Origin of the sequence: Micromonospora noduli, from assembly GCF_003264475.1 — a bacterium.
Taxonomy (GTDB): Bacteria; Actinomycetota; Actinomycetes; order Mycobacteriales; family Micromonosporaceae; genus Micromonospora; species Micromonospora noduli.
Map to the genome: position 1 here is coordinate 250,600 of NZ_PYAC01000033.1, position 20,515 is coordinate 271,114.

The 20,515-nt window shown below is 71.3% G+C and carries 17 protein-coding genes; 6 read left to right on the forward strand and 11 right to left on the reverse strand.

The window, feature by feature from the left end; all coding sequences use genetic code 11:
* Positions 1-4: 4 nt before the first annotated feature.
* From MED15_RS25755 to MED15_RS25765, 3 genes are all read right to left on the reverse strand, one after another.
* Positions 5-1,102, reverse strand: coding sequence for an SRPBCC domain-containing protein (locus MED15_RS25755; RefSeq protein WP_112737147.1), 1,098 nt, complete (start codon positions 1,100-1,102; stop codon positions 5-7).
* A gap of 68 nt (positions 1,103-1,170) precedes the next feature.
* Positions 1,171-2,220 carry a nitronate monooxygenase gene (locus MED15_RS25760; protein ID WP_112731484.1) on the reverse strand — a complete coding sequence of 350 codons (1,050 nt, stop codon included), beginning with the start codon at positions 2,218-2,220 and terminating at the stop codon, positions 1,171-1,173.
* A 29-nt stretch (positions 2,221-2,249) separates the two neighbouring features.
* Positions 2,250-3,362, reverse strand: coding sequence for a hypothetical protein (locus MED15_RS25765; RefSeq protein WP_244220585.1), 1,113 nt, complete (start codon positions 3,360-3,362; stop codon positions 2,250-2,252).
* Positions 3,363-3,507: 145 nt separating this feature from the next.
* On the opposite strand from MED15_RS25765, the gene MED15_RS25770 reads away from it, so the two are divergent.
* From MED15_RS25770 to MED15_RS25780, 3 genes are all read left to right on the forward strand, one after another.
* The gene (locus MED15_RS25770; RefSeq protein ID WP_112737149.1) at positions 3,508-4,473 is read left to right on the forward strand and encodes a hypothetical protein; all 966 of its coding nucleotides are present in this window, start codon (positions 3,508-3,510) and stop codon (positions 4,471-4,473) included.
* 300 nt (positions 4,474-4,773) lie between these two features.
* Positions 4,774-7,098, forward strand: a complete 2,325-nt coding sequence (locus MED15_RS25775) for a M64 family metallopeptidase (protein WP_208646725.1) — start codon at positions 4,774-4,776, stop codon at positions 7,096-7,098.
* A 174-nt stretch (positions 7,099-7,272) separates the two neighbouring features.
* Positions 7,273-7,545 (forward strand): hypothetical protein, encoded by a 273-nt coding sequence (locus MED15_RS25780; RefSeq protein ID WP_112698206.1) that lies wholly within the window; start codon positions 7,273-7,275, stop codon positions 7,543-7,545.
* 417 nt (positions 7,546-7,962) lie between these two features.
* Here the strand turns inward: MED15_RS25780 and MED15_RS25785 are convergent, their stop codons facing one another.
* Positions 7,963-9,231, reverse strand: coding sequence for an Nramp family divalent metal transporter (locus tag MED15_RS25785; RefSeq protein ID WP_112585431.1), 1,269 nt, complete (start codon positions 9,229-9,231; stop codon positions 7,963-7,965).
* A 264-nt stretch (positions 9,232-9,495) separates the two neighbouring features.
* Here MED15_RS25785 and MED15_RS25790 point away from each other — a divergent pair, with 264 nt between their 5' ends.
* From MED15_RS25790 to MED15_RS25800, 3 genes are read left to right on the forward strand one after another with little or no spacing between them, the layout of a single operon-like run.
* Entirely contained in the window at positions 9,496-9,903 is a 408-nt protein-coding gene (locus MED15_RS25790; RefSeq protein WP_030335957.1) for a GntR family transcriptional regulator, read from the forward strand.
* Between the two features lie 20 nt (positions 9,904-9,923).
* On the forward strand, positions 9,924-10,814 hold the full coding sequence (locus MED15_RS25795; protein WP_112737153.1) for an ABC transporter ATP-binding protein: 891 nt from the start codon (positions 9,924-9,926) through the stop codon (positions 10,812-10,814).
* A complete protein-coding gene (locus tag MED15_RS25800; RefSeq protein WP_112737155.1) occupies positions 10,811-11,800 on the forward strand; it encodes an ABC transporter permease in 990 nt (329 codons plus the stop codon). Before MED15_RS25795 ends, MED15_RS25800 begins: the two co-directional genes overlap by 4 nt.
* A 48-nt stretch (positions 11,801-11,848) precedes the next feature.
* Here the strand turns inward: MED15_RS25800 and MED15_RS25805 are convergent, their stop codons facing one another.
* The 7 genes from MED15_RS25805 to mmsA all read right to left on the reverse strand — a co-directional run bounded on the left by MED15_RS25805 (position 11,849) and on the right by mmsA (position 20,339).
* Positions 11,849-12,937 (reverse strand): DNA glycosylase AlkZ-like family protein, encoded by a 1,089-nt coding sequence (locus MED15_RS25805; RefSeq protein ID WP_112698305.1) that lies wholly within the window; start codon positions 12,935-12,937, stop codon positions 11,849-11,851.
* 70 nt (positions 12,938-13,007) lie between these two features.
* Positions 13,008-13,838, reverse strand: a complete 831-nt coding sequence (locus MED15_RS25810) for an ABC transporter permease (RefSeq protein ID WP_112698209.1) — start codon at positions 13,836-13,838, stop codon at positions 13,008-13,010.
* Positions 13,835-14,800 (reverse strand): ATP-binding cassette domain-containing protein, encoded by a 966-nt coding sequence (locus MED15_RS25815; RefSeq protein ID WP_112698210.1) that lies wholly within the window; start codon positions 14,798-14,800, stop codon positions 13,835-13,837. The genes MED15_RS25810 and MED15_RS25815 overlap by 4 nt, the downstream gene beginning before the upstream one ends.
* Before the next feature lie 174 nt (positions 14,801-14,974).
* Complete coding sequence (locus MED15_RS25820; RefSeq protein WP_112585419.1) at positions 14,975-16,237, reverse strand: ROK family transcriptional regulator; 1,263 nt, start codon at positions 16,235-16,237, stop codon at positions 14,975-14,977.
* A 112-nt stretch (positions 16,238-16,349) separates the two neighbouring features.
* Positions 16,350-17,453, reverse strand: a complete 1,104-nt coding sequence (locus MED15_RS25825; RefSeq protein WP_091401241.1) for a substrate-binding domain-containing protein — start codon at positions 17,451-17,453, stop codon at positions 16,350-16,352.
* Between the two features lie 52 nt (positions 17,454-17,505).
* Positions 17,506-18,795, reverse strand: a complete 1,290-nt coding sequence (mmsB, locus tag MED15_RS25830; RefSeq protein WP_112698211.1) for a multiple monosaccharide ABC transporter permease — start codon at positions 18,793-18,795, stop codon at positions 17,506-17,508.
* Positions 18,792-20,339, reverse strand: coding sequence for a multiple monosaccharide ABC transporter ATP-binding protein (mmsA, locus tag MED15_RS25835; RefSeq protein WP_112585415.1), 1,548 nt, complete (start codon positions 20,337-20,339; stop codon positions 18,792-18,794). The genes mmsB and mmsA overlap by 4 nt, the downstream gene beginning before the upstream one ends.
* Positions 20,340-20,515 lie beyond the last annotated feature (176 nt).

Genomic DNA, 20,515 nt, shown 5'->3' on the forward strand with positions numbered 1-20,515 from the left:
CTAGTCAGAGGCCCGCGCACTGTTGCCCGCCGATCGTGCAGCTCTCCGGCTCCCGGGCTTTCGGCCGGCTGTCGCGGACGTCGAAGCTGATCCTCTGGGATCCCCCGGCCGCCAAGGCGGCTCCGGTGAAGGTGATCACCTGTTTGTCCTGTCGCCAGTTCGCGCCGTCGACGTCGTCGACTGTGGTGCCTTCGGCGAGGGTGACCACCACGGCCCAGTCCGCCACCGGTGCGCCGCCGGGATTGCGGACCACGATCTCGCCGGTGTAGCCGAACAGCCGGTCGGAGTCGGTCTCGTATCGGGCCGTGACGGGCGCCGGTGGTGGAGGTGGAGGTGGCGCAGCCGACGCGGGTGTCCGCGAGGGCTTCGCCGACGGGGTCCGGCTCGGCGAGGTGGTCGCCGACGCGGTGGTCCGAGAGGGGCGCGCCGAGGGGGTCGCCGTGGGGGCGACGGTAACTGTGCCGGCCGTCACGGTAGGCGACGCGGTCGCGGTCGGTGCGGGCGCGGCGGCCGGCTTCGGGTCGAGCGGTAACGTCACCCATGCCGCCGTTCCCGCCACCAGCACGGCCCCGGCGACCACGGCGACCGGCGTGCGACGCCGACGGGGGTTGCGGTCGGCCCTGCCGCGTACGCCGATCAGCGGCAGTTCCGCGGTCATCCCACCGTCGGCCCGGCTCAGGTCGACCTGCTGGAAGGCGAGCCAGTCGAGGATGGCCGGCAGCCGTACCGTCAGCGCCTGCCGGAGCTGTTGCTCGCGCGGCTCGTGCTGCTCGGCGGACCACGCGCCGTGCGTGCTGACCTCCCGTAGCTCCAGTCGGCAGCCCTGCTTCGTGGTCGTGACCGTGCAGGTCAGCTCGCTGAGCCGGCCGGCCTCGTCGCAGGCCAGCACGAGGAGGTCCGGCTCCTGCCGCTCGGTCACCTCGACCTCGACGTTGGCCTCGAAGCCGGGCAGACCGGAGGTGTGCAGCAGCATCCGGTCCGCTACGCCCTCGACAGTCTCGGCCTCGGCGAACCACCGGCCGAGCAACTCCCGATCGGTCAGAGCGCGCCAGACCCGCTCAGCCGGGTGGGACAGGTCGACCTGCGCACCGATCTCGATCACGGCGAGACTCTAACGGGTTGCCCGACCGGCCTCTTCCGGCCCGCCCGAGCTGGTTGCCGGCGTCCTGGTCAGCCCCAGCGGCTGGAGCGCTCGACCACTGTGGCCAGCGCGGCCCGGGCCTCGGCGCTCACCTCGGCGACCACCTGCGCCGCCGGCACGTCCCGGGCCAACGGGTGCGCCTGCCCGGCCCACAGGTTGGCCACCGATGCGTCCGCGTCGCGCCGGGCATCGGCGAGCAGCGGACGCGTCAGGTGCAGCACCTGCGGGTAACCGCTCGGTGCCACCGCGTCGTGCTGGCGCAGGAAGTCGTTGGCCACGCCACGGGCCCGCTTACCGGTGTACGCCCGGGTCAACGCGGTCGGCGCGGCACTGGCCACCGCCGCCCGGTGCATCGGCGAACTGCCCGCCTCCGGGCAGCGCAGGAAGGCAGTGCCGAGTTGCGCGGCGGCAGCGCCGGCAGCGAGCACGGCGGCCACCGAGGGGCCGTCGACGAGGCCACCCGCGGCAACCAACGGCCGGTCACAGCGGGCGGCGGTCAGCCGGAGCAGCGGCAGCAACCCGTAGTCGTCGTCGTCCGGCAGGCCGCCGCGATGCCCACCGGCCTCGGTGCCCTGCACCACCACCGCGTCCGCACCCAGGTCGGCGGCGGCGGTCGCGGCGTCCGGGCGGGTGACGGTGGCCCACACCTCGGTGCCCCGCTCGCGCAGGGCGGTCACCGCCGCCCGGTCGGGCAGCCCGAACACGAAGGACACGACCGGGACCGGGTCCGCGAGCAGCGCGGCCAGTTTCTCCGGGTACGCGTCGTCGCCGCCCACCGGCTCGCCCAGGCTCACGCCTCGCTGCGCGGCCTGCGGGGCGAGCCGTTCGGCGTACGCCCGGATGGCGGCGTCGTCGACGCCGCCGGGGTCGGGCAGGAAGAGGTTCACACCGAACGGCCGATCGGTACGCGCGCGGACCTCGGCGACGTCGGCGACCAGCCGACCGGTGTCGATCATCCCGGCGGCGAGGAAGCCCAGCCCACCCGCGGCGGACACGGCGGCCACCAGCGCGGGCGTGGACGGGCCACCAGCCATCGGGGCGGCGATGATCGGCTGGCGCAACGTGGACAGGACGGACATCCCCCCATCCTGCCGCAGGCCCGCCCCGCTCACCGGCGCGAGGTGTGCCTCCACCAGAGCGCGCCGCCCAACCCGAGCAGGACCAGCAGTGTTCCCGCGCCGAGGGCCAGCGGCCAGGTTTGCCCATCCTCTCCGCCGACCTCTCCGGCGGCCGGACGGACCGCCGTGGGCGACACCGGGTCGACAGACTCCGTGGAGGGCGCAGCGGTGGCCGTGCTGGCGGTGGCCGGGTAACGCAGGATCGTCGAGCGGGTGCCCGCTGGTTGGCCGGCGGACTCGGAGACGGTGAGCAACGACCGACCGTCCCGGCTGTAGGTGATCGACTCGCCCTGGGGCTCGTCCGGCAGCGGGGTGATCCGCGGTGTGCCGGTGGTCAACGCGCGGACCACGTCGCCGTCGGGCACGTCGTACTCGAAGGCGTCGGCGTAGCTGCGCAGCACCACCCGCCGCCCGTCCGGCGCGCTCGCCGCGCCGGTGATCACGCCGCGCCCCAGAAACGAGAACGGGTTGCTGGTCGTGGTCCCCGGCACTGTCACCTGGCCGAGTGCGGTCAGCGGCGTCGTCGCGTCCGATCGCAGCGCGGTGGCCGGCGCGTACAGGAAGACCGTGCCACTGCCGCCCTTGGTGACGATCAGCGGCCGACCGGACGCGTCGAGCAGCAGCGCCTCCGCGTCGTGCGGACGGTCCGGGTAGCTCATCCGGTGCAGCACCGGCTGCTTCGCCCCCGGCGCCAGCCGCCACACGCCGACCGTCGGCCGGGAGCGGTCGTTGTCACCGATGTCGGCGACCCAGACGGTGCCGTCCCGGCCGATGGCCAGGTCCTCGGTGTCGCGGGGCCGGGACGGGAAGGAGACGGTGCGCGCCACCGCGCAGCGCTGGTCGAGGAAGAAGATCCGGCGGCGGGCCTCATCGTCGGCCCCATCGTTGATCACCACGTACCCGCCGTCGGTGGCGACCATCCCGGAGATCTCGCGCAGCCGGTCGTCGCGCACCTGGCAGACCGGCGTCCCCGCCGCCGCGCCCGCCGTGGCAGCGCCCGGCGCCAGCACCACGGCCAGCGACAGCACGCCCGCGAGCATCGCGGTCACCACCGCCCCCGCACGAGCACGCCGCCCCCAGGTCAACCGTCCACGTACCCGCATCGCCCACCCTCCTCGTCGCGGCCGTGACCGGCCACCCGCCCATCCTGGCCGATCCCGGCCACGGTCGGCGGTCATCGGGGGGACGCGCCGGAACCCCTGGTCGATGTACTGTCGCTCCGCCTGATCTTCAAGTCGGAGGATGGACATGTCCGTGAGCGACACCGTGCCGGCCACCCGGTTCGGACGGCGGCTGCTGCGCCGCCTCGGCCGCCCGGCCGGTGGCGCCGCCGCCGCGTGGGTGCCGCTCGCCGCGCTCGTCTGCGGCCTCTTCACCGGCGCGCTGGCCAGCCGCGCCGCCTGGGAGACGTCCCGACCGCAACCCGACCGGGCCGAGGCCGCCGCCATCCTCACCGAGGTCTTTCCCGGCCACGACCTCGGCGAGATCGACACCCCGCCGGCGCTCTTCGTCGTCTACGGGCACGCGCTGCGCCTCGGGACCGTCAAGACCCTGGTGTTCGGTGACGGTGGCGAATATCAGGAGGGCGCCACCGGCGCCTTCGCCCTCGGCGCGCCGCCGGCGCCCGTCGCACAGATCGTCACGGCGGCCCGGGAGCGCCTGACCGGTGGCGGCTGGCGGGTGTACGACCAACAGGTGTCCGATCGCGTCAGCTGTGCGGACAAGATGTGCGCCACCCCGCAGGCGATCACCGACACCGCGTTGACCGCCCGACGTGGCGACACCATCCTGAACGCCTCGATCTCCTCGCAGACAGCCGTCGACGCCAGCTACCTCTCGGTCGAGCTGCACCGCGCGCCACCGCCCCTGGTGGTCCCCGCCGGAGTGCTCGGCACGGTGCTGGGCGCGGTGGCCGGTTGGCTGGTCTTCGGCTGGGTCAGCCGACGCACCGAGGGACGCCGTAGCCGCGGCACTGTGAACGGCCTGATCGGTGTGGCCACGGTGCTGTGGTGGCTGCCGGTGTTGCTGGCCGCACCGCAGCTGCTGCACCACCACCTCGGCGAGCCACACCCGGCCTGGCACCCGTACTGGGAGTGGCTGGGCCAGCCGGCCGCCTCGCTGCTCTTCCTGGTCGGCGCGGTGTGCGTGCTGCTGGCGCTGGGGCTGGCCGCCGGAACCCGCCGGAACACCATGCCCGAGGCGACGGCCGACTGACCCCCGGCGGACCGGTCGTGGCCCGCCCAGGGCCGGCCCCGTCGGGTGCACGGCGACCGGCCCTGGGCATCTGTCAGCGGACGGACCAGCGCCGCGCGGCGGTGCCGTTGCACGTCCAGAGCTGCACCTCCTCCATCTGACCGGCTTCGACGTCCACCGAGGACCGCCGAGGGTTACCTGTCGGTGCGCAGACCGGTACGGTCCGAGATGTCCACGGTCACGGCAGGCCCGGACGACGGCGCCCCCGCCGGGCCAGCCGCCCGGCACCGCCAGGCCGACCGGCCATGGAAGGGGCGCAGGGTGCGGATCAAAGTGGGGTTGTGTGTCGCGGCGCTCGTCGCGGCGGGACTGACGGTCGGCACACCGGCCGCCGCCACACCGGCCGCCGTCCCGGTGGCCGGCACCAGCGTGGTGCCGGTCCAGGTCACCGGTGACCCGGCGACGCGGTTCAACCTGGTGCTGCTGGGCGACGGTTACACCGAGGCCGACCTACCCACCTTCCGAGCGCACGTGGACCGGCACCTCAACACCCTGTGGACGATCGAGCCGTTCAAGTCCTACCGCAGCTACTTCAACGTCTACGCCGTGGAGATCATCTCGGCGGAGTCCGGGGTGGACTGCGACCCCGGCCTGTCCGCGCCGCGACGCGACACCGCGCTGGGCATGGGCTTCTGGGGTGGTTGCAACCCGGCGAGCGTGCAACGTCTGCTCACTGTCGACGGCACCGCCGCGAACGCGTACGCCGACCTGGCCGTCGGCACCAACCCCGGCAACCGGCAACTGGTCGCGCTGGCCAACAGCGGCACCTACGGTGGGGCCGGCGGCAGCAACGCCACCGCCTCCGGCGGCAACGCGCTTTCCGCGCTGATCAGCCCGCACGAGCTGGGGCACTCGCTCGGTGGCTTGCAGGACGAGTACGACTACTACGGCCGTGGGGTGCCGGGCGACACCTACAGCGGGCCGGAGCCGGACTCGGTGCACCACACCGTGCTGACCGAGCGGCAGATGCGCGACACCCGCACCAAGTGGTGGCGCTGGCTGGGTGAGCCGAGCGAGGCGGGCGGAACGATCGGCCGCTACGAGGGCGGCCTGTACCTCCAGCGTGGGGTGTGGCGACCGAGCCGGCACTCGATGATGAAGTCGCTGGGCTTCTACTTCGACCAGGTCGGCCGGGAGCGGATGACCGAACGGATCGCCGCCCGGGTCGGCATCGTGCAGGGCGGCACGGCCACCGATCAGGCGGTCGGCGCGGACCGGCTGCTCTGGGTGGACACCCTGCACCCGGTGAGCCACGCGCTGACCGTGACGTGGTCGGTGGACGGCAGGGCGGTGCCGCGTACCGGCAATGCCCGCCATCTGGACCTGCGGAAACTACGGCTCTCTCCCGGCCGGCACACGGTGACCGTCACGGTGACCGACCCGACGGAGTTCGTCCGCGACCCGGCGGTCCGCAGCTCACCGGCGCTGACCCAGACCCGCGCCTGGACCGTGGACACCGCGGTGCGTACCCCGGTGGTGGAGTCGCCGCTGGCGATCACCGCGTCCACCGCGACCGACCGGCCGGTCGGCGCGCACGACGTGGTGTACGTGCGGACCAGCCAGCCCACCGATCGGGCGCCACGCGTGCGCTGGACGCTCGACGGCAGGCCGGTGGCCGACACCGGCACCGGCACCGACCGGGACGTCGACCTGGGCGCGCTGCGCCTGTCGCGGGGTACCCACCGGCTGACCGCCCGGGTAGACGAGCCGGGCGCCGGGAGGGCGGTGACCCGCACCTGGACGGTCGACGCGACGCGGCCCGACGTGGCGTACGCCCTCTCCGAGCCGCTGCTCACCGTCACCCGGCCCGGCCGACCCACCGAGTACGTGTACAACGGCCCGTTCACCATGGGGTTGACCGGCACCGACGACGGCACCGGCCAGGTCACCTCGGAGTTCCGGCTCGACGGCGACGGGTGGCACAACTACTACGGCTGGCCCACCGATGCCCGGTCGCCGTTCCTGTTCAGCGCCACCGGCACCGACGTGGACGGCCTGGTCTACGGCAACCTCGGCTCGGGCGGCCTGTCCGTGTCCCCGTTCGCTGAGCGGTCTCCCGGGTACGGCCGGCACCGCATCGAGTACCGGGGCATCGACGCCGTCGGCAACATCGGACCGGCCCGCGCGTTCATGGCCACGCTGATCCCGCCGCCACCGGCCTGCACCACAGTGGTCACCGGCCGACACGCCGGCCCGCTGACCGTCACCGCCGGCGTCGCCTGCCTGCGCGCGGCCACCGTGACCGGCCCGGTCACCGTCGCGCCCGGCGCCGCCCTGGTCGCCCAGGGCTCCTCGATCGCCGGGAACCTGACGGCATCCCGCGCCACGGTCGTCGAGGTGCTGAACACCGAGGTACGCGGCGCCATGTCGCTGACCGGCACCACCGACCACGTCACGATGGTGGCGGCCCGGGTGGCCGGGCCGTTGGCACTGGCCGGTACCGCATCGGCGCCCATCCTTGCCGGCGGCGAGGTGGGCGCGTTGGCCTGCTCGGGCGGCCCGACCCCGGTCGACCTGGGGGCACCCACCACGGTGCGGAAGCCGACCGGGGGCCACTGCCGCCGCCTCATGCCGCCGGCGGCATGACGATCAGCCCTCAAGATCCGCGCAACTACCGGGAATGTGCTGCTTCCTCCGCCGCGGAGGCAGCACCATCCCGGGAACTGCCCAGATCTTGGCCAGCGTGGCGGCGTGAGTGCGGCGCCGGCGGGTAGGCAGCGGCCCGGCGGCATGTCGACACCCGCCGGGTGGGAGGCTCCGATGAGCACGTACCGGGACGAACAGGGCGGCACGTTCCCTCCACCGGAGGCGGATGCCCTGGAACAACGGCAGGACGCGTTCGACGTCGGGCCGCCGGACCGGGTCTCGGGTGACGTGGACCCGGAGGCCGCCGAGGCCGACCTGGCCGAGCAGGGCGCCTTCCCGGCGGGCACGCTCGAGGAGGTGACGTCGCTGCCGGCCGACGCCAACCCGGCGGACGCCCTCGAACAGCGTCAGGAGATCCCGACCCGAGACGAGGGGCGTCGCACCTGACCACACCCGCCCCAAGTTGGCCTGGCCGAGCCGGCTCCGGCCGCCAAGCCGGCTCCGGCCGTCAAGGCTGGGCTGCCCTCAGAAAGGGCCCGGCCGCCCAGGGCCCGGCGCACCCACGCGCGTCCGGTCACCCACACAAGGCCCGACCGCCCACACAAGGCCCGACCGCCCACACAAGGCCCGACCGCCCACACCAAGGCCCGACCGCCCACACTTGGCCCGTTGACCCACCCGGGCCCGGTTACCCACACGGGTCCGGCCACTACACGGATCCGGCTATCACACGGGTCCGGCCCGACGTGGTCCTCAACGGGTTATACCTGTGAGTCATTTTTATGACTCACAGGTATAACGCTCGTGAGAGTGTCCGGGCCCAGGCAGCCTGCCCGGCTCAGCCGGCGACGCCGACCAGCCGGCTCAGCCGGCGACGACCTGCCACAGGAGGAACGCGTTCAGCGCGACCACCAGCACGGCCACCAGAGACGCGGCGGCGGTGGTGAGCGGGTGGTTGACCAGGTTGCCCATCAGGTCGCGGCGGCGGGTGAAGGCGACCACCGGGATCAGCGCGAACGGGATGCCGAAGCTGAGGATGACCTGGGACAGCACGAGCGCCCGGGTCGGGTCGAGGCCGATGGCGAGCACGGCCAGCGCGGGCAGCAGGGTGACCAGCCGACGCAGCAGCAGCGGTACCCGCCGACGCAGGAAGCCCTGCATGATCACCTCGCCGGCGTAGGTGCCGACGCTCGTGGAGGCGAGCCCGGAGACCAACAGGGCGACGGCGAACCCGAACGCGGCGGCGGTCCCGATGGTCTGGCCGAGCCCGGCGTGCACCCCCTCCAGGCTGTCCGCGCCGCCCGGGCCGCCGCCCCGGAAGCTGGCCGCGGCGATCAGCAGCATGGCGAGGTTGACCGCGCCGGCCGCGCTCAGGGCCAGCAGCACGTCGGTGCGCTGGCCACGGAACAGGATCCGACGCTCGGTGTCGTCGGCGGCGGGAATGCGGTCGCGGGTGAGCGCGGAGTGCACGTAGATGACGTGCGGCATGACGGTCGCGCCGAGGATGCCGGCGGCCAACAGCACGCTGTCCGTGCCCTGTAGACGCGGCACCATGCCGGCCATGGCAGAGCCGGGATCGGAGCCGGAGGCGAGCAGGTTGGCGGCGAAGGCCAGCACGATCACCCCGAGCAGGACGGCGATGACAACCTCGAAGGCGCGGTACCCGCGCGAGCGCAGGGCGAGCACGGCGAACGCGGCCGTGCCGATGATGATGCCGCCGGGCAGCAGGGGGATGCCGAAGAGCAGGTACAGGGCGACCGCGCCACCGATCACCTCGGCCAGGTCGGTGGCCATGGCGACCAACTCGGCCTGCACCCACATCACCCGGTTCACCGGCCGGGGTAGGCGTTCCCGGCACAGCTCGGGCAGGCTGCGCCCGGTGGCCAGACCCAGCTTCGCCGTGAGCGTCTGCACCAGCATCGCCATCAGGTTGGCCACCACCACGACCCAGACCAGCAGATAGCCGTAGCGCGCGCCGGCGGCGGAGTTGGTGGCGAAGTTGCCGGGGTCGACGTACGCGACGGCGGCGACGAACGCCGGGCCGAGCAGGATCAACCGCCCACGTACGCGACCCCGGGCGCGGGCGGCCTGTAGTGGAGTCGCCCTCGACGTCGTCAGTTCGTTGGTGACCACCGAACACCTCCCCGTCCACGCGGATCGCTGCCGGTCCCTTCCCCGCGGGCTGACCCCTGGGTGCCAACCGGTGGCCTGCCGGTGCCACCAGGGTCACCACCGCCGGGCCCGTCCCGATGCGCCCGCCGGCCAGCAAGCGGCGCGCCGGACGAGACGCGCCGCGCTCGGACAGAACGTGCCGCGCCGAGCTTGACAGCCGATGGGTCACCGATGAAGCTGTCTATTAGTCCTACTGTCGTAGGACAACAGGAAGGATCATCGGGAGTGATCGAGTTCGTACTGGACAGCCGGTCGAAGGTGAACACCTACATGCAGCTCGTGCAGCAGGTGAAACAGGCGCTGCGGGTTGGCCTGCTGACGCCGGGCGACCAGTTGCCGAAGGTCCGGGACGTCGCGCAATCCCTGGCGATCAACCCGAACACGGTGCTGAAGGCGTACCGGGAGTTGGAGATCGAGGGTCTGGTCGGTGGCCGACCCGGGGTGGGCACGTTCGTCCAGCGCACCCTGGCCGGCGCGTCCCTGCCCAACCAGGCCGAGCTGCGCGACGACCTGGTCGCCTGGCTGCACCGGGCGCAAGCGGCCGGTCTCACGGCCGAGGACGTCATCGCCCTGGTGGAGACGACGCTGCGCGCCACCCTCGCCGACGACGCCCCCCAGAAGGAGCCCGCGTGAACGGAACGAGAGGACAAGGGATGGACATGGTCTTGGAAGCAGACCAGCTCGGCAAGCGGTACGGCAGCACCTGGGCGTTGCGGGACTGCTCGCTGCATCTGCCGGCCGGCCGGATCGCCGCGCTGGTCGGGCCGAACGGCGCGGGCAAGAGCACGCTGTTGCACCTGGCCGTCGGGCTGCTCAAACCCGATGCGGGCACGGTCCGGGTGTTCGGTCGGTCCCCGTACGGCGACACGGAGGGCTTGGCCGACATCGGGTTCGTCGCCCAGGACACCCCGCTGTACCGGGATTTCACGGCGTCCGAGTTGGTCATCGCCGGCGGCAAGCTGAACAAGCGGTGGGACGCGACGTTGGCCCGCCAGCGGCTGGCGCAGCTCGGCATTCCACCGGACAAGGCGGTCGGCAAGCTCTCCGGCGGTCAACGGGCCCAGGTCGCGCTTGCTCTGGCACTGGCCAAGCAGCCGCGGTTGCTGCTGCTCGACGAACCGGTCGCCAGCCTCGACCCCCTGGCTCGACGGGAGTTCCTCCAGTCGTTGATGGGCAGCGTCGCGGAGTCGGGCACCACCGTTCTGCTCTCCTCGCACCTGCTGGCCGACCTGGAACGCGTCTGTGACTACCTGATCGTGCTGAACGCCTCCCAGGTGCAGCTCACCGGCGCGGTCGACGACCTGGTCGCCGGGCACCGGCAGCTCGTCGGGCCGCGGCACGACGGCGGCGCTATCGGGGGCGTCGCCGCAGTGATCCGGGCCAGCCACACCGACCGGCAGTCCACGTTGCTCGTCCGCACCGACGGGCCGGTCACCGATCCGGCCTGGACGGTCCGCGAGGTCAGCCTGGAGGACGTCGTGCTGGCCTACCTGGCGGACGGCACCACGCAGACCAGTCACAGCGAGTGGGGGGTAGCAGCATGATCTGGTTGACCTGGCGGCAACATCGCAAGCAGGCGTTCTACACAGTGCTGGGGTTCGTGGCACTGGCCGCTCTGCTGGTCCCGATCGGCCTGTCGATGCGGAACACCTTCAGCGACCTCGGGCTGACGGACTGCGTGAGCCAGCTTGCCCGTGCCGACGTGGCGCAAACGACCCGCGAGACCTGCGAAGCGGGCTTCCAGCGCTTCGGCAGCCAGTACGGCAGCCTCAACCTGGTGGCCGTACTGCTGATCACCCTGCCGGCGCTGGTCGGCCTGTTCTGGGGTGCACCACTGGTCGCCCGCGAGGTGGAGCACGGGACGCACCGGTTCGTCTGGACCCAGGGCGTCGGCCGGACCCGCTGGGCCCTCGTGAAGTTCGGGCTGGTGGGCGCGGCCGTCGTGATCCTCGCAGCGGCCTACGGGCTGGGCATGTCCTGGTGGGTCGACCCGCTCACCCAGGCCGCGTACGAGGGCCGGCTCGGCATGATCGTCTTCGATCTGCAGGGCATCGCGCCGATCGGCTACACCCTCTTCGCCGTGGCGCTGGGCGTCTTCGCCGGCACCGTCTGGAAGCGGATGCTGCCCGCCATGGGCATCACCCTCGCTGGGTTCATCGGCGTACGGGCGGCGGTGGAGATCCTGGCCCGACCGCACTACCAGCCGGCCCGCACCCAGACCTTCCCGATCGCGGGGGAAGGGTCACCGGAGATCAGCCGGGGGGACTGGATTCTCTCCCAGGGTGTCCGAAACCCGGACGGGACCATGGTCGCGGAGGACACCCGGATCCAGTGCCCGCCGGGCGGGAAGGGGCCGGACGGTCGGGTCTGCGGGTCCGAGTTGGGCCTCGAACCGGGCGCGTACAACTGGCAGCTCTACCAGCCGGCGGACCGGTTCTGGCTGTTCCAGGGCATCGAGACGGGCATCTTCGTCGCCCTCGCCGTGCTCCTGCTCTACCTGGCGGTGCGCCGGATCCGCCGGATCGCCTAGCTGGGCGACGGGTGCTCGTCGGGGAGCGGGGGCCCCGGCGATCACCCGTCAGCGCAGGCCCTCGACGGTCAACGACAGCCAGGACGCCAGGTCGTGCAGCTCCTCGTGCACGGCCCGGGTCACCTCGGGAGTGAAGGGCACGTCCTCGTGGACGGCGTGCACGGTGAGCGTGCCGCGCCGGCGCTCGGCCGTGGCGTCCACCTTTCCGACCAGCTGATCGCCGTGCAGGATCGGCAGCGCGAAGTAGCCCCACCGCCGACTCGCCTTGGGCTTGTACATCTCCAGCACGTACTCGTACTGGAAGAGGTCGGCGAGGCGGACCCGATCGTGCACCAGCCGGTCGAACGGCGACAACAGCGCCGTACGCCCGGTGAAGGGCTGACCGAGCGCGGCCGGGTCCACCCGCCACTCCCCCGCGACGCCCTCGATGATCGCTGGCTCGCCGGCGTCACCGACCTCGGCCGGCTCGCCGGGCACGACCACCGCCTTCTCCCGAGCGATGCCCAGCGCCCGCAGCCGTCGCTCGTTGCGAAGTCGGCGCGCCTGCTCCAGCTCGATGACGGGCACATCGGCCGGGTAGACCCGCTCGGCCACGTCCCAGAGCCGCTGTCGGCCCTGGCGGCCGGCGATCGCGACCTCGCCGCGCAGGACCAGGAACTCCAGCATCTGGGTGACGTTGCGGTTGTTGGTCCAGCCCGACGACGGCCAGGGCACGGCGCTCGTGTCCGGGATGTCGCGGGAAAGCAGCGGACCGGAACGGCCGAGCAGGTCGAGGACGTCTCGCCGGAACGAGTCGTTGACGCGCAGCCACTCGCGGTGGCGCTCATGACCGGGCGACGCCGCCATCGCCGCGAGGAAGAGGCCCAGGTCGTCCATCGGTCGCACCATCGCCTGGTGCTCGAACAGCGTCCGGTCCCGTTCGAGGGCCTCGCGCATGTGCGCGGGCTGGTACGACGAGCCGAGCCGGCTCCAGCAGACGAGGTCGGCGCTGGGCGCGACGGCGGCGGTCGGGTCGATCTGCACCAGGGTCAACTGGCGGACCACTGTCAGCAGGTCGGTCGGACGCGGAGCGGCCAGCAGCTGGGCCCGGATGGCGATCCGCCGCGCCTGGGCCCGATCGAGTCGGTGCACACCCACGTCGGTGAGCCTAACGACGACCACCGACACCGATCGGGCCCAGAGAGTCGAACCCCGCGTCCGCGCGGGCTCAGCCGGCCAGCCGTCGGTACCGGGCGACCGAGAGGGGCAGGAAGACCGCGACCAGGACGAGCGGCCAGAGCACGGCCAGCAACGGGTAGTGCTGCGCCGCCCAGGAGTCGCCGCCCCAACCAGGGTTGCCGAACAGCTCACGGGTGGCGCCGACGGTCGCCGACAGCGGGTTCCACGCGGCCACCGCCCCGAGCCAGGCAGGCATGGTGGACGGTGCGACGAACGCGTTGGAGAGGAAGCCGAGCGGAAACTCCAGGGTCTGCACGGCCACCACGGCGGTCTGCCCACGGGCGACCAACCCGAGGAAGATGCCGACCCAGATCAGGGCGAAGCGCAGTAGCAGGATCAGTCCCACCGCCGCCATCGTGGCACCGCCCCCACCGTGTGCCCGCCACCCGATTGCGAGACCGGTCAGCAGCAGGACCCCGAGGGTGACCGCCGCGAACAGCATGTCGGCCACCGCCCGGGCTGCCAGCGGCGCCAGCGGTGAGACGGGCATCGATCGGAGCCGGTCGGTCACCCCGCGCTCCAGGTCCTCGGCAACGGCGACAGTGGTGAGGCTGATGCCGAAGACCATGGTCATCACGAACATGCCGGGCATCAGGAACTCTCGGTAGCTGCCACCGCCGGGCACCTGCAAGGCGCCACCGAACAGGTAGGCGAACATCAGCACGATCAGGGTGTTGAAGCCGAGCGAGGCGATCAGCGCGCCAGGATCGCGTCGCCACCGGGCCAGGCCGCGCCAGATCAGCGTGCCGCTGTCGGCCAGGAGGGCGGGCCGGCCGGGCGTCAGATCCACCGGCGGGGCCGGCATGCTCACCGCGCTCATGCCGCCACCTCGGCGGTCGCCGCCCGGTGCCCGGTGAGGTGCAGGAACACGTCGTCCAGGGTTGGGCGGCGCAGCGCGACGTCCGCCACCGGGACGTTCACGGCGTCGAGCGCCCGCAACACGTCGACGAGCGCACCGGCCTGGTGACCGACCCGGACGCTCACCATCCGCCGGTCCACGTCGACCGTCGGTTCGTCGTCGGCCGCCCGGCGGATCTGGGTGACCGCGGCGGCAAGGTCGGTCGGCTCCGCGACGACCACCTCGATCCGATCGCCGCCGAGCCGGGTCTTGAGGTCGTCCGGAGTTCCCTCGGCGATCACCCGGCCGGCCTCGACCACCGAGATCCGGTCGGCGAGTTGGTCGGCCTCGTCCAGTTGCTGGGTGGTGAGCAGCACTGTGGCGCCGGTGCGTACCAACTCGCGGACCGACTCCCACACCTCGTTGCGACCGCGCGGATCCAGCCCGGTGGTGGGCTCGTCGAGGAAGAGGACCGCAGGGGCCAGGATCATGCCGGCCGCCAGGTCGAGCCGTCGGCGCATGCCGCCGGAGTACGTGCTGACCGGCTGCTCGGCGGCGTCGGCGAGACCGAAGCGTTCCAGCAGCTCGACCGCCCGTTGGTGGGCCCGGCGGCGACCCAGGTGGAACAACCGGCCGAAGAGCACCAGATTCTGCCGGCCGCTCAGCGCCTCGTCGAGCGCGGGATGCTGCCCCACCAGCCCGATGCGGTAGCGCACCTGGTCGGGTTGGCGGGTCACGTCGAAGCCGGCCACCTCGGCACGACCCTCGTCGAGTCGGAGCAGGGTGGAGAGGATCCGTACCGAGGTGGTCTTGCCGGCCCCGTTCGGGCCGAGCAGGCCGCACACGGTTCCCCGAGGCACCCGCAGGTCGAACCCGTCCAGCGCGTACCGGTCCCGATACCGCTTGCGCAGCCCTTGCGCCACTATCGCGTCGGCTCTTGTCATCAGAGCGCTCCCTCCTGAAACTGTCTGCCCGCACTACCGTACAGCGTACGATAAGGCGTACGAGAAGCTTCATGAAAGGCCGGACCGAGTGGGGGCAGGGTGGCGCCAGCGGCAACCGTCACGCCGACGTCAGATCACTTCCGGAAGCCGGGCGGCACCGGCGGGGAGCCGCGGCTACGCGGGCTCGGCGGTCCCGACCTGGCCCGCGACGCCGACGTTCAACGGGTCGGCCAGGAGCTTGTCGAACGCCAACTCGGCGGCGCCGATCAGGACGGCGTCGCGGCCGAGCGCCGCCGCGCGCAACCGCAGGTGCTCGCGGGAGGCGGGCAGTGGCATGGTGTCGAGCCGGTCCCGGACCACGTCCGCGCCGGCGGTGAAGATGTCGCGCAGCGAGCCACCGAACACCACGGCGTCCGGGTTGACCACGTTGACCAGGTTCGCCACGCCGAAGCCGAGCCAGTCCGCCACCTGCTCGACCGCCGCGCGGGCGGTCGGGTCGCCGTCCGCCGCCGCGCGCAGCACCTCGGCCACCGCCGCGCGGTCGCTCGGGTCACGGCCGGCGTGCCGCAACAGCGCGGCTTCGGAGATCTCGGTTTCCCAGCAACCGCGTGACCCGCAGCCGCAGGGCAGGCCGTTGGGGTTGACGACCATGTGACCGACCTTGCCGCTGTGACCCCGGTGGCCGATCACCAGTCGGCCACCGACGATGATGCCGGCGCTGATCCCCAGGTCGCCGTGCAGGTAGATGACGTCGTCGATGCCGACCGCGACGCCCCGGACATGCTCGGCCAGGCCGGCGATGTCGGCCAGGTCACCGGCCACGAAACCGGGGCCGGAGCTGAACTCCGCCTCCAGCGCGGCGCCGAGCGTCTCGTCGATGCTGGCGATCCGGAGCCTGCCGTCCGGGTCGCGGGTGGTGTCGGTTACCGCGGCGGCGCCGCCGACCAGCAGCGCGTCGCCGGCCACCGACCGTTCCATGTCGCGGACCAGGTCGGCGAGGGGCCCGACGGCTTCGATCGCCGACATGCCACTGGGTCGGGGGATCTCCCGTAGATCGAGGATCTGCCCGCCGAGGCCGACCCGGGCGGCACGCAGCCGGTCCGCGTCGATGCTCAACGCGTGGGCGTAGACCCGGTCGGAGCGAGGGCTGACGACCAGCGAGGGGCGGCCGGCGCGGCGGGCGGTGGTCGGAGCCTCCTCGGTGACCAGGCCGCTGGCGACCAGGTCGGCCGCGAGGGCGCCGATGGTGCTTCGGTTGAGGCCGAGCCGGCTGGTCAGCTCGGCGCGGGACGTCGGTCCGTGCAGGTGGACGTAGCGCAGCACAGCGCCGAGGTTCTGCCGCCGGATCTCCTCCTGGCTGGCGCCGGGAACCGACGGCAGCGGGGACTCGGCGTTGCGGCCGACGCCGGCTGGCCTGGCCCGTACTGGTATCGCCACGGTCAGACCTCCTTCCGGGTCGAGGCCGGTTGGTGCGGGGGTGCAGGGACGACGATGGGTCCCGGTAGAGGAGACCCGGGACCCATCGGCGTTACTACCTACCGTGCGGTGATTACTTGGTGAGCGGCGCGAGCTTCGGGTCGTTGGCGTACGCCTCAGCCGCGTTCGCCTTGGTGACGGCGACCGGCGGGAGCAGGTACGTGTCGACGACCTTGCTGCCGTTGTTGTAGGACTTGGTGTCGTTCACCTGCGGCTTGTCGCCGGCCTGGAGAGCCTTGACCATGTTGATGGTCTCCTTCACCAGGTTGCGGGTGTCCTTGTTGATCGTCATGTACTGCTCGCCCTTGACGATCGACTTGACCGACTCAACCTCGGAGTCCTGACCGGTGACGACCGGGGTCGGCTTGCCAGCACCCTTGACCGAGGTCAGGATGGCGCGGGCCAGCGTGTCGTTCGGGGAGAGGACGCCGTCCAGCTCCTTGTTGCCGTAGGTCGAGGTCAGCAGCTGGTCCATGCGGGCCTGCGCACCCTCGGCCTTCCAGCCCTGGATGGCGGTCTGCTTGACGTCCTTCTGACCCGAGGCGACAACCACGTTGCCCTTGTCGATCTCCGGCTTGAGCACGTCCATCGCGCCGTTGAAGAAGACACCGGCGTTGTTGTCGTCCGGCGAGCCGGAGAACAGCTCGATGTTGTACGGGCCGTTCGGCTTCTTGGCCTTCATGCCGTCCAGCAGGGCCTGGCCCTGGAGCTGGCCGACCTTGAAGTTGTCGAAGGCGACGTAGTAGTCGAGGTCCGGGGTGTTCGTGATGAGCCGGTCGTAGGCGATGACCTTCACGCCGGCCGTGTGGGCCGCCGCGACCTGGGTCGACAGCTGCGCGGCGTCGGTCGCGCCGATGACGATGACCTTGGCGCCCTTGGTGACCATCGCGGTGATCTGAGCCTGCTGGTCGGCGACAGTGGTCGACGCGCCGGCGTACTGCACGTCACCCTGGAAGCCGGCCTCCTTGAGGCCGTTGCTGAACAGGTCACCGGCGAGGACCCAGTTCTCCGAGGTCTTGGCCGGCAGGGCCACGCCGATCAGCGAGTTCGCCGGGAAGCCCTTGGCGGCCTCGCCGCCGGAGCCGCTGTCGCCGTCGCGGCCGGAACCGCAGCCGGCGAGGGCCAGCATGGCGGCGGCGCTGATGGCCACCACCGACGTGCCGAAGAATTTACGCATGGTGAGGACTTGCCTTTCTAGATGGTGAGGCGGGTAGAGAGGTCGGTGGCCGTCAGCCGGACACCGCTGCCTTGGCGGGCTCGCGCTCCGCGTCCGGCGGTGAGGCGGAGTCCTCGCGGCGGAAGGGCCGCATCAGGCTCCCGATGATGGAGAAGCGCCCCTGGCTCTTGTTGTAGACGTCGATCGCGACGGCCAGCAACAGGACCAGACCCTTGATGATCTGGACGCGGTCGGTGCCGACACCCATGAGCTGGAGGCCGTTGTTGAGCACGGCCATGACGAGACCACCGACGATGGATCCGCTGATGGTGCCGATACCGCCGGCGACGGCCGCGCCACCGATGAAGACCGCGGCGATGGCGTCCAGCTCCCAGCCGTTGCCGTCCTGCGGTCCGGAGGCCGCGGAACGGGCCACGAAGATCATGCCGGCCAGCGCGGCCAGGACGGACATGTTCATCATGACGAAGAAGTTGACCCGCTTGAGCTTCACACCGGACAGCTCGGCCGCCCGGGAGTTGCCGCCCACCGCGTAGATGTGCCGGCCACCGGCCGTGTTGCGGGTGTAGAAGGAGTACGCGATGACCAGGACCAGCAGGATGATGCCGGAGATCGGGAAGCTGGTGCCGACGCGACCGCTGGCGAAGCGCAGCGCCGCGAAGGCGATCACGCCGACCATGATGGCCATCCGCAGGATGGAGATCCACATGGGCGCCGGGTCGGCGTCCATCGCCCGTCGGGTCTTGCGGGCCTGGATCTCGCGCCACACCACAGCCAACGCCGCGGCCAGGCCGAGCAGCAGCGTGGCGTTGTTGTAGCCGGTGTTCGGACCGAACTCGGGCAGGAAGCCGGAGCCGATCTCCCGGAAGCCCTCCGGCACCGGGACGGTGCTCGCGTTACCGATGAACTGGTTGCCGCCCCGGAAGAGCAGCATGCCCGCCAGGGTGACGATGAACGCCGGCACCCCGATGTAGGCCACCCAGAAGCCCTGCCAGGCGCCGATCACCGCGCCGATGGCGAGGCCGAACACGATGGCAGCGGGCCAGGGCAGGTCCCACTCGGTCATCGACTTGGCGACCAGGATGCCGGCGAAGGCGGCGACCGAGCCGACCGAGAGGTCGATGTGCCCGGCCACGATCACCATGAGCATGCCGATGGCCAGAATCAGAATGTACGAGTTCTGCTGGAACAGCGCGATCAGGTTGTCCGACCGCAGGGTGAGGCCGTCGGTCAGGATCTGGAACAGGACGACGATCGCCACCAGAGTGAAGATCATTCCGAACTGGCGAGCGTTGGAGGTGGTGCCTCCGAACAGGTTCTTCTGAAGGTCCTTCAATCGGCTCATCGTGTGGCCATCTTCTTCGTCGAGGTCATCTGCTTCATGAGGGTTTCCGGGGTGGCGTCCGCCCGGGCGATCTCGCCCGTGATGGCGCCTTCGAACACGGTGTAGATGCGGTCGCAGAGCCCGATCAGCTCAGGCAGCTCCGAGGAGATGACGATGACGCCCTTCCCCTGGTCGGCGAGCCGCTGGATGATGCCGTAGATCTCGTACTTGGCACCCACGTCGATGCCGCGGGTCGGCTCGTCGAGGATCAGCAGGTCCGGGTCGGTGAACATCCACTTGGCCAGGACGACCTTCTGCTGATTGCCGCCGGAGAGCTTGGAGACGCTCTCGTCGACCGTCGGGGCCTTGGTCCGCAGCTCCTTGCGGTACGCCTCAGCCGCCTGGTACTCCTCGACCTCGTTCAGGACGCCGTGGTGCGAGATCTTGGACAGCTTGGCGGCCACCGTCGACGTCTTGATGTCGTCGAGCAGGTTGAGGCCGATCGCCTTGCGGTCCTCGCTGACGTACGCGAGCCCGTTGTCGATGGCATCCGCCACCGACTTCAGGACGATCTCCTTGCCGTCCTTGATGATCGTGCCCGACTCGTACACCCCGTAGGAGCGGCCGAAGACACTCATCGCGAGTTCCGTGCGGCCCGCGCCCATGAGACCGGCGAAGCCGACGATCTCGCCGCGGCGCACCACGAAGCTCTCGTTCTTGCAGACCTGCCGCTCGGCGGAGATCGGGTGCCGGACGTTCCAGTCGCGGACCTCGAAGAAGACCTCACCGATCTTCGGCGTGTGGTCCGGGAACCGGCTGCTCAGCTCGCGGCCGACCATGCCCCGCACGATCCGGTCCTCGTCGACCCCGTCCGCCTTGACGTCGAGGGTCTCCACGGTCCGGCCGTCGCGCAGGATGGTGATCTGGTCGGCGATCGCCTCGATCTCGTTCAGCTTGTGCGAGATCATGATCGAGGTGATGCCGCGGGAGCGGAACCCGCGCAGCAGGTCCAGCAGGTGCTTGGAGTCGGCCTCGTTCAGCGCCGCGGTGGGCTCGTCGAGGATCAGCAGCTTCACGTCCTTGGCGAACGCCTTGGCGATCTCCACGAGCTGCTGCTTGCCGACCCCGATGTCCTTGATCAGGGTGTCCGGGTCCTCTTCCAGACCGACCCGGGCCATCAGGTCCAGCGCCATCCGGTTCGCGGCCTTCCAGTCGATCGCGCCCCGCTTGCGCGGTTCGTTGCCGAGGAAGATGTTCTCGGCGATCGACATCCCTGGAATGAGCGCGAGCTCCTGGTGGATGATCACGATGCCGGCGTTCTCACTGGCCCGGATGTCGGAGAACTTGCTCTCCGACCCCTGGTAGATGATCTTGCCGTCGTAGGTGCCGTGGGGGTACACCCCGCTGAGCACCTTCATCAGGGTGGACTTGCCCGCGCCGTTCTCGCCGCAGATGGCATGGATCTCGCCGGCGCGAACCACCAGGTTGACGTCGGAGAGGGCCTTGACTCCGGGAAACTCCTTGGTGATGGAGCGCATCTCAAGGAGGATGGGCACGTCGCTCATCGCTCGTACCACCTCGCCAACGTCATCGGTTGCCTCCGGAAGGTTGAACCTTCACTTGGTTTTGTTGTTGACGGCAACGTATTGCGGCCGGAGGGCCATCCGCAAGGCGAGGGACTGTTGAAAAAGTAACAATCCGGTAATATAGATGTCGCACAGTGTTCGCCCGCCACAGCGGC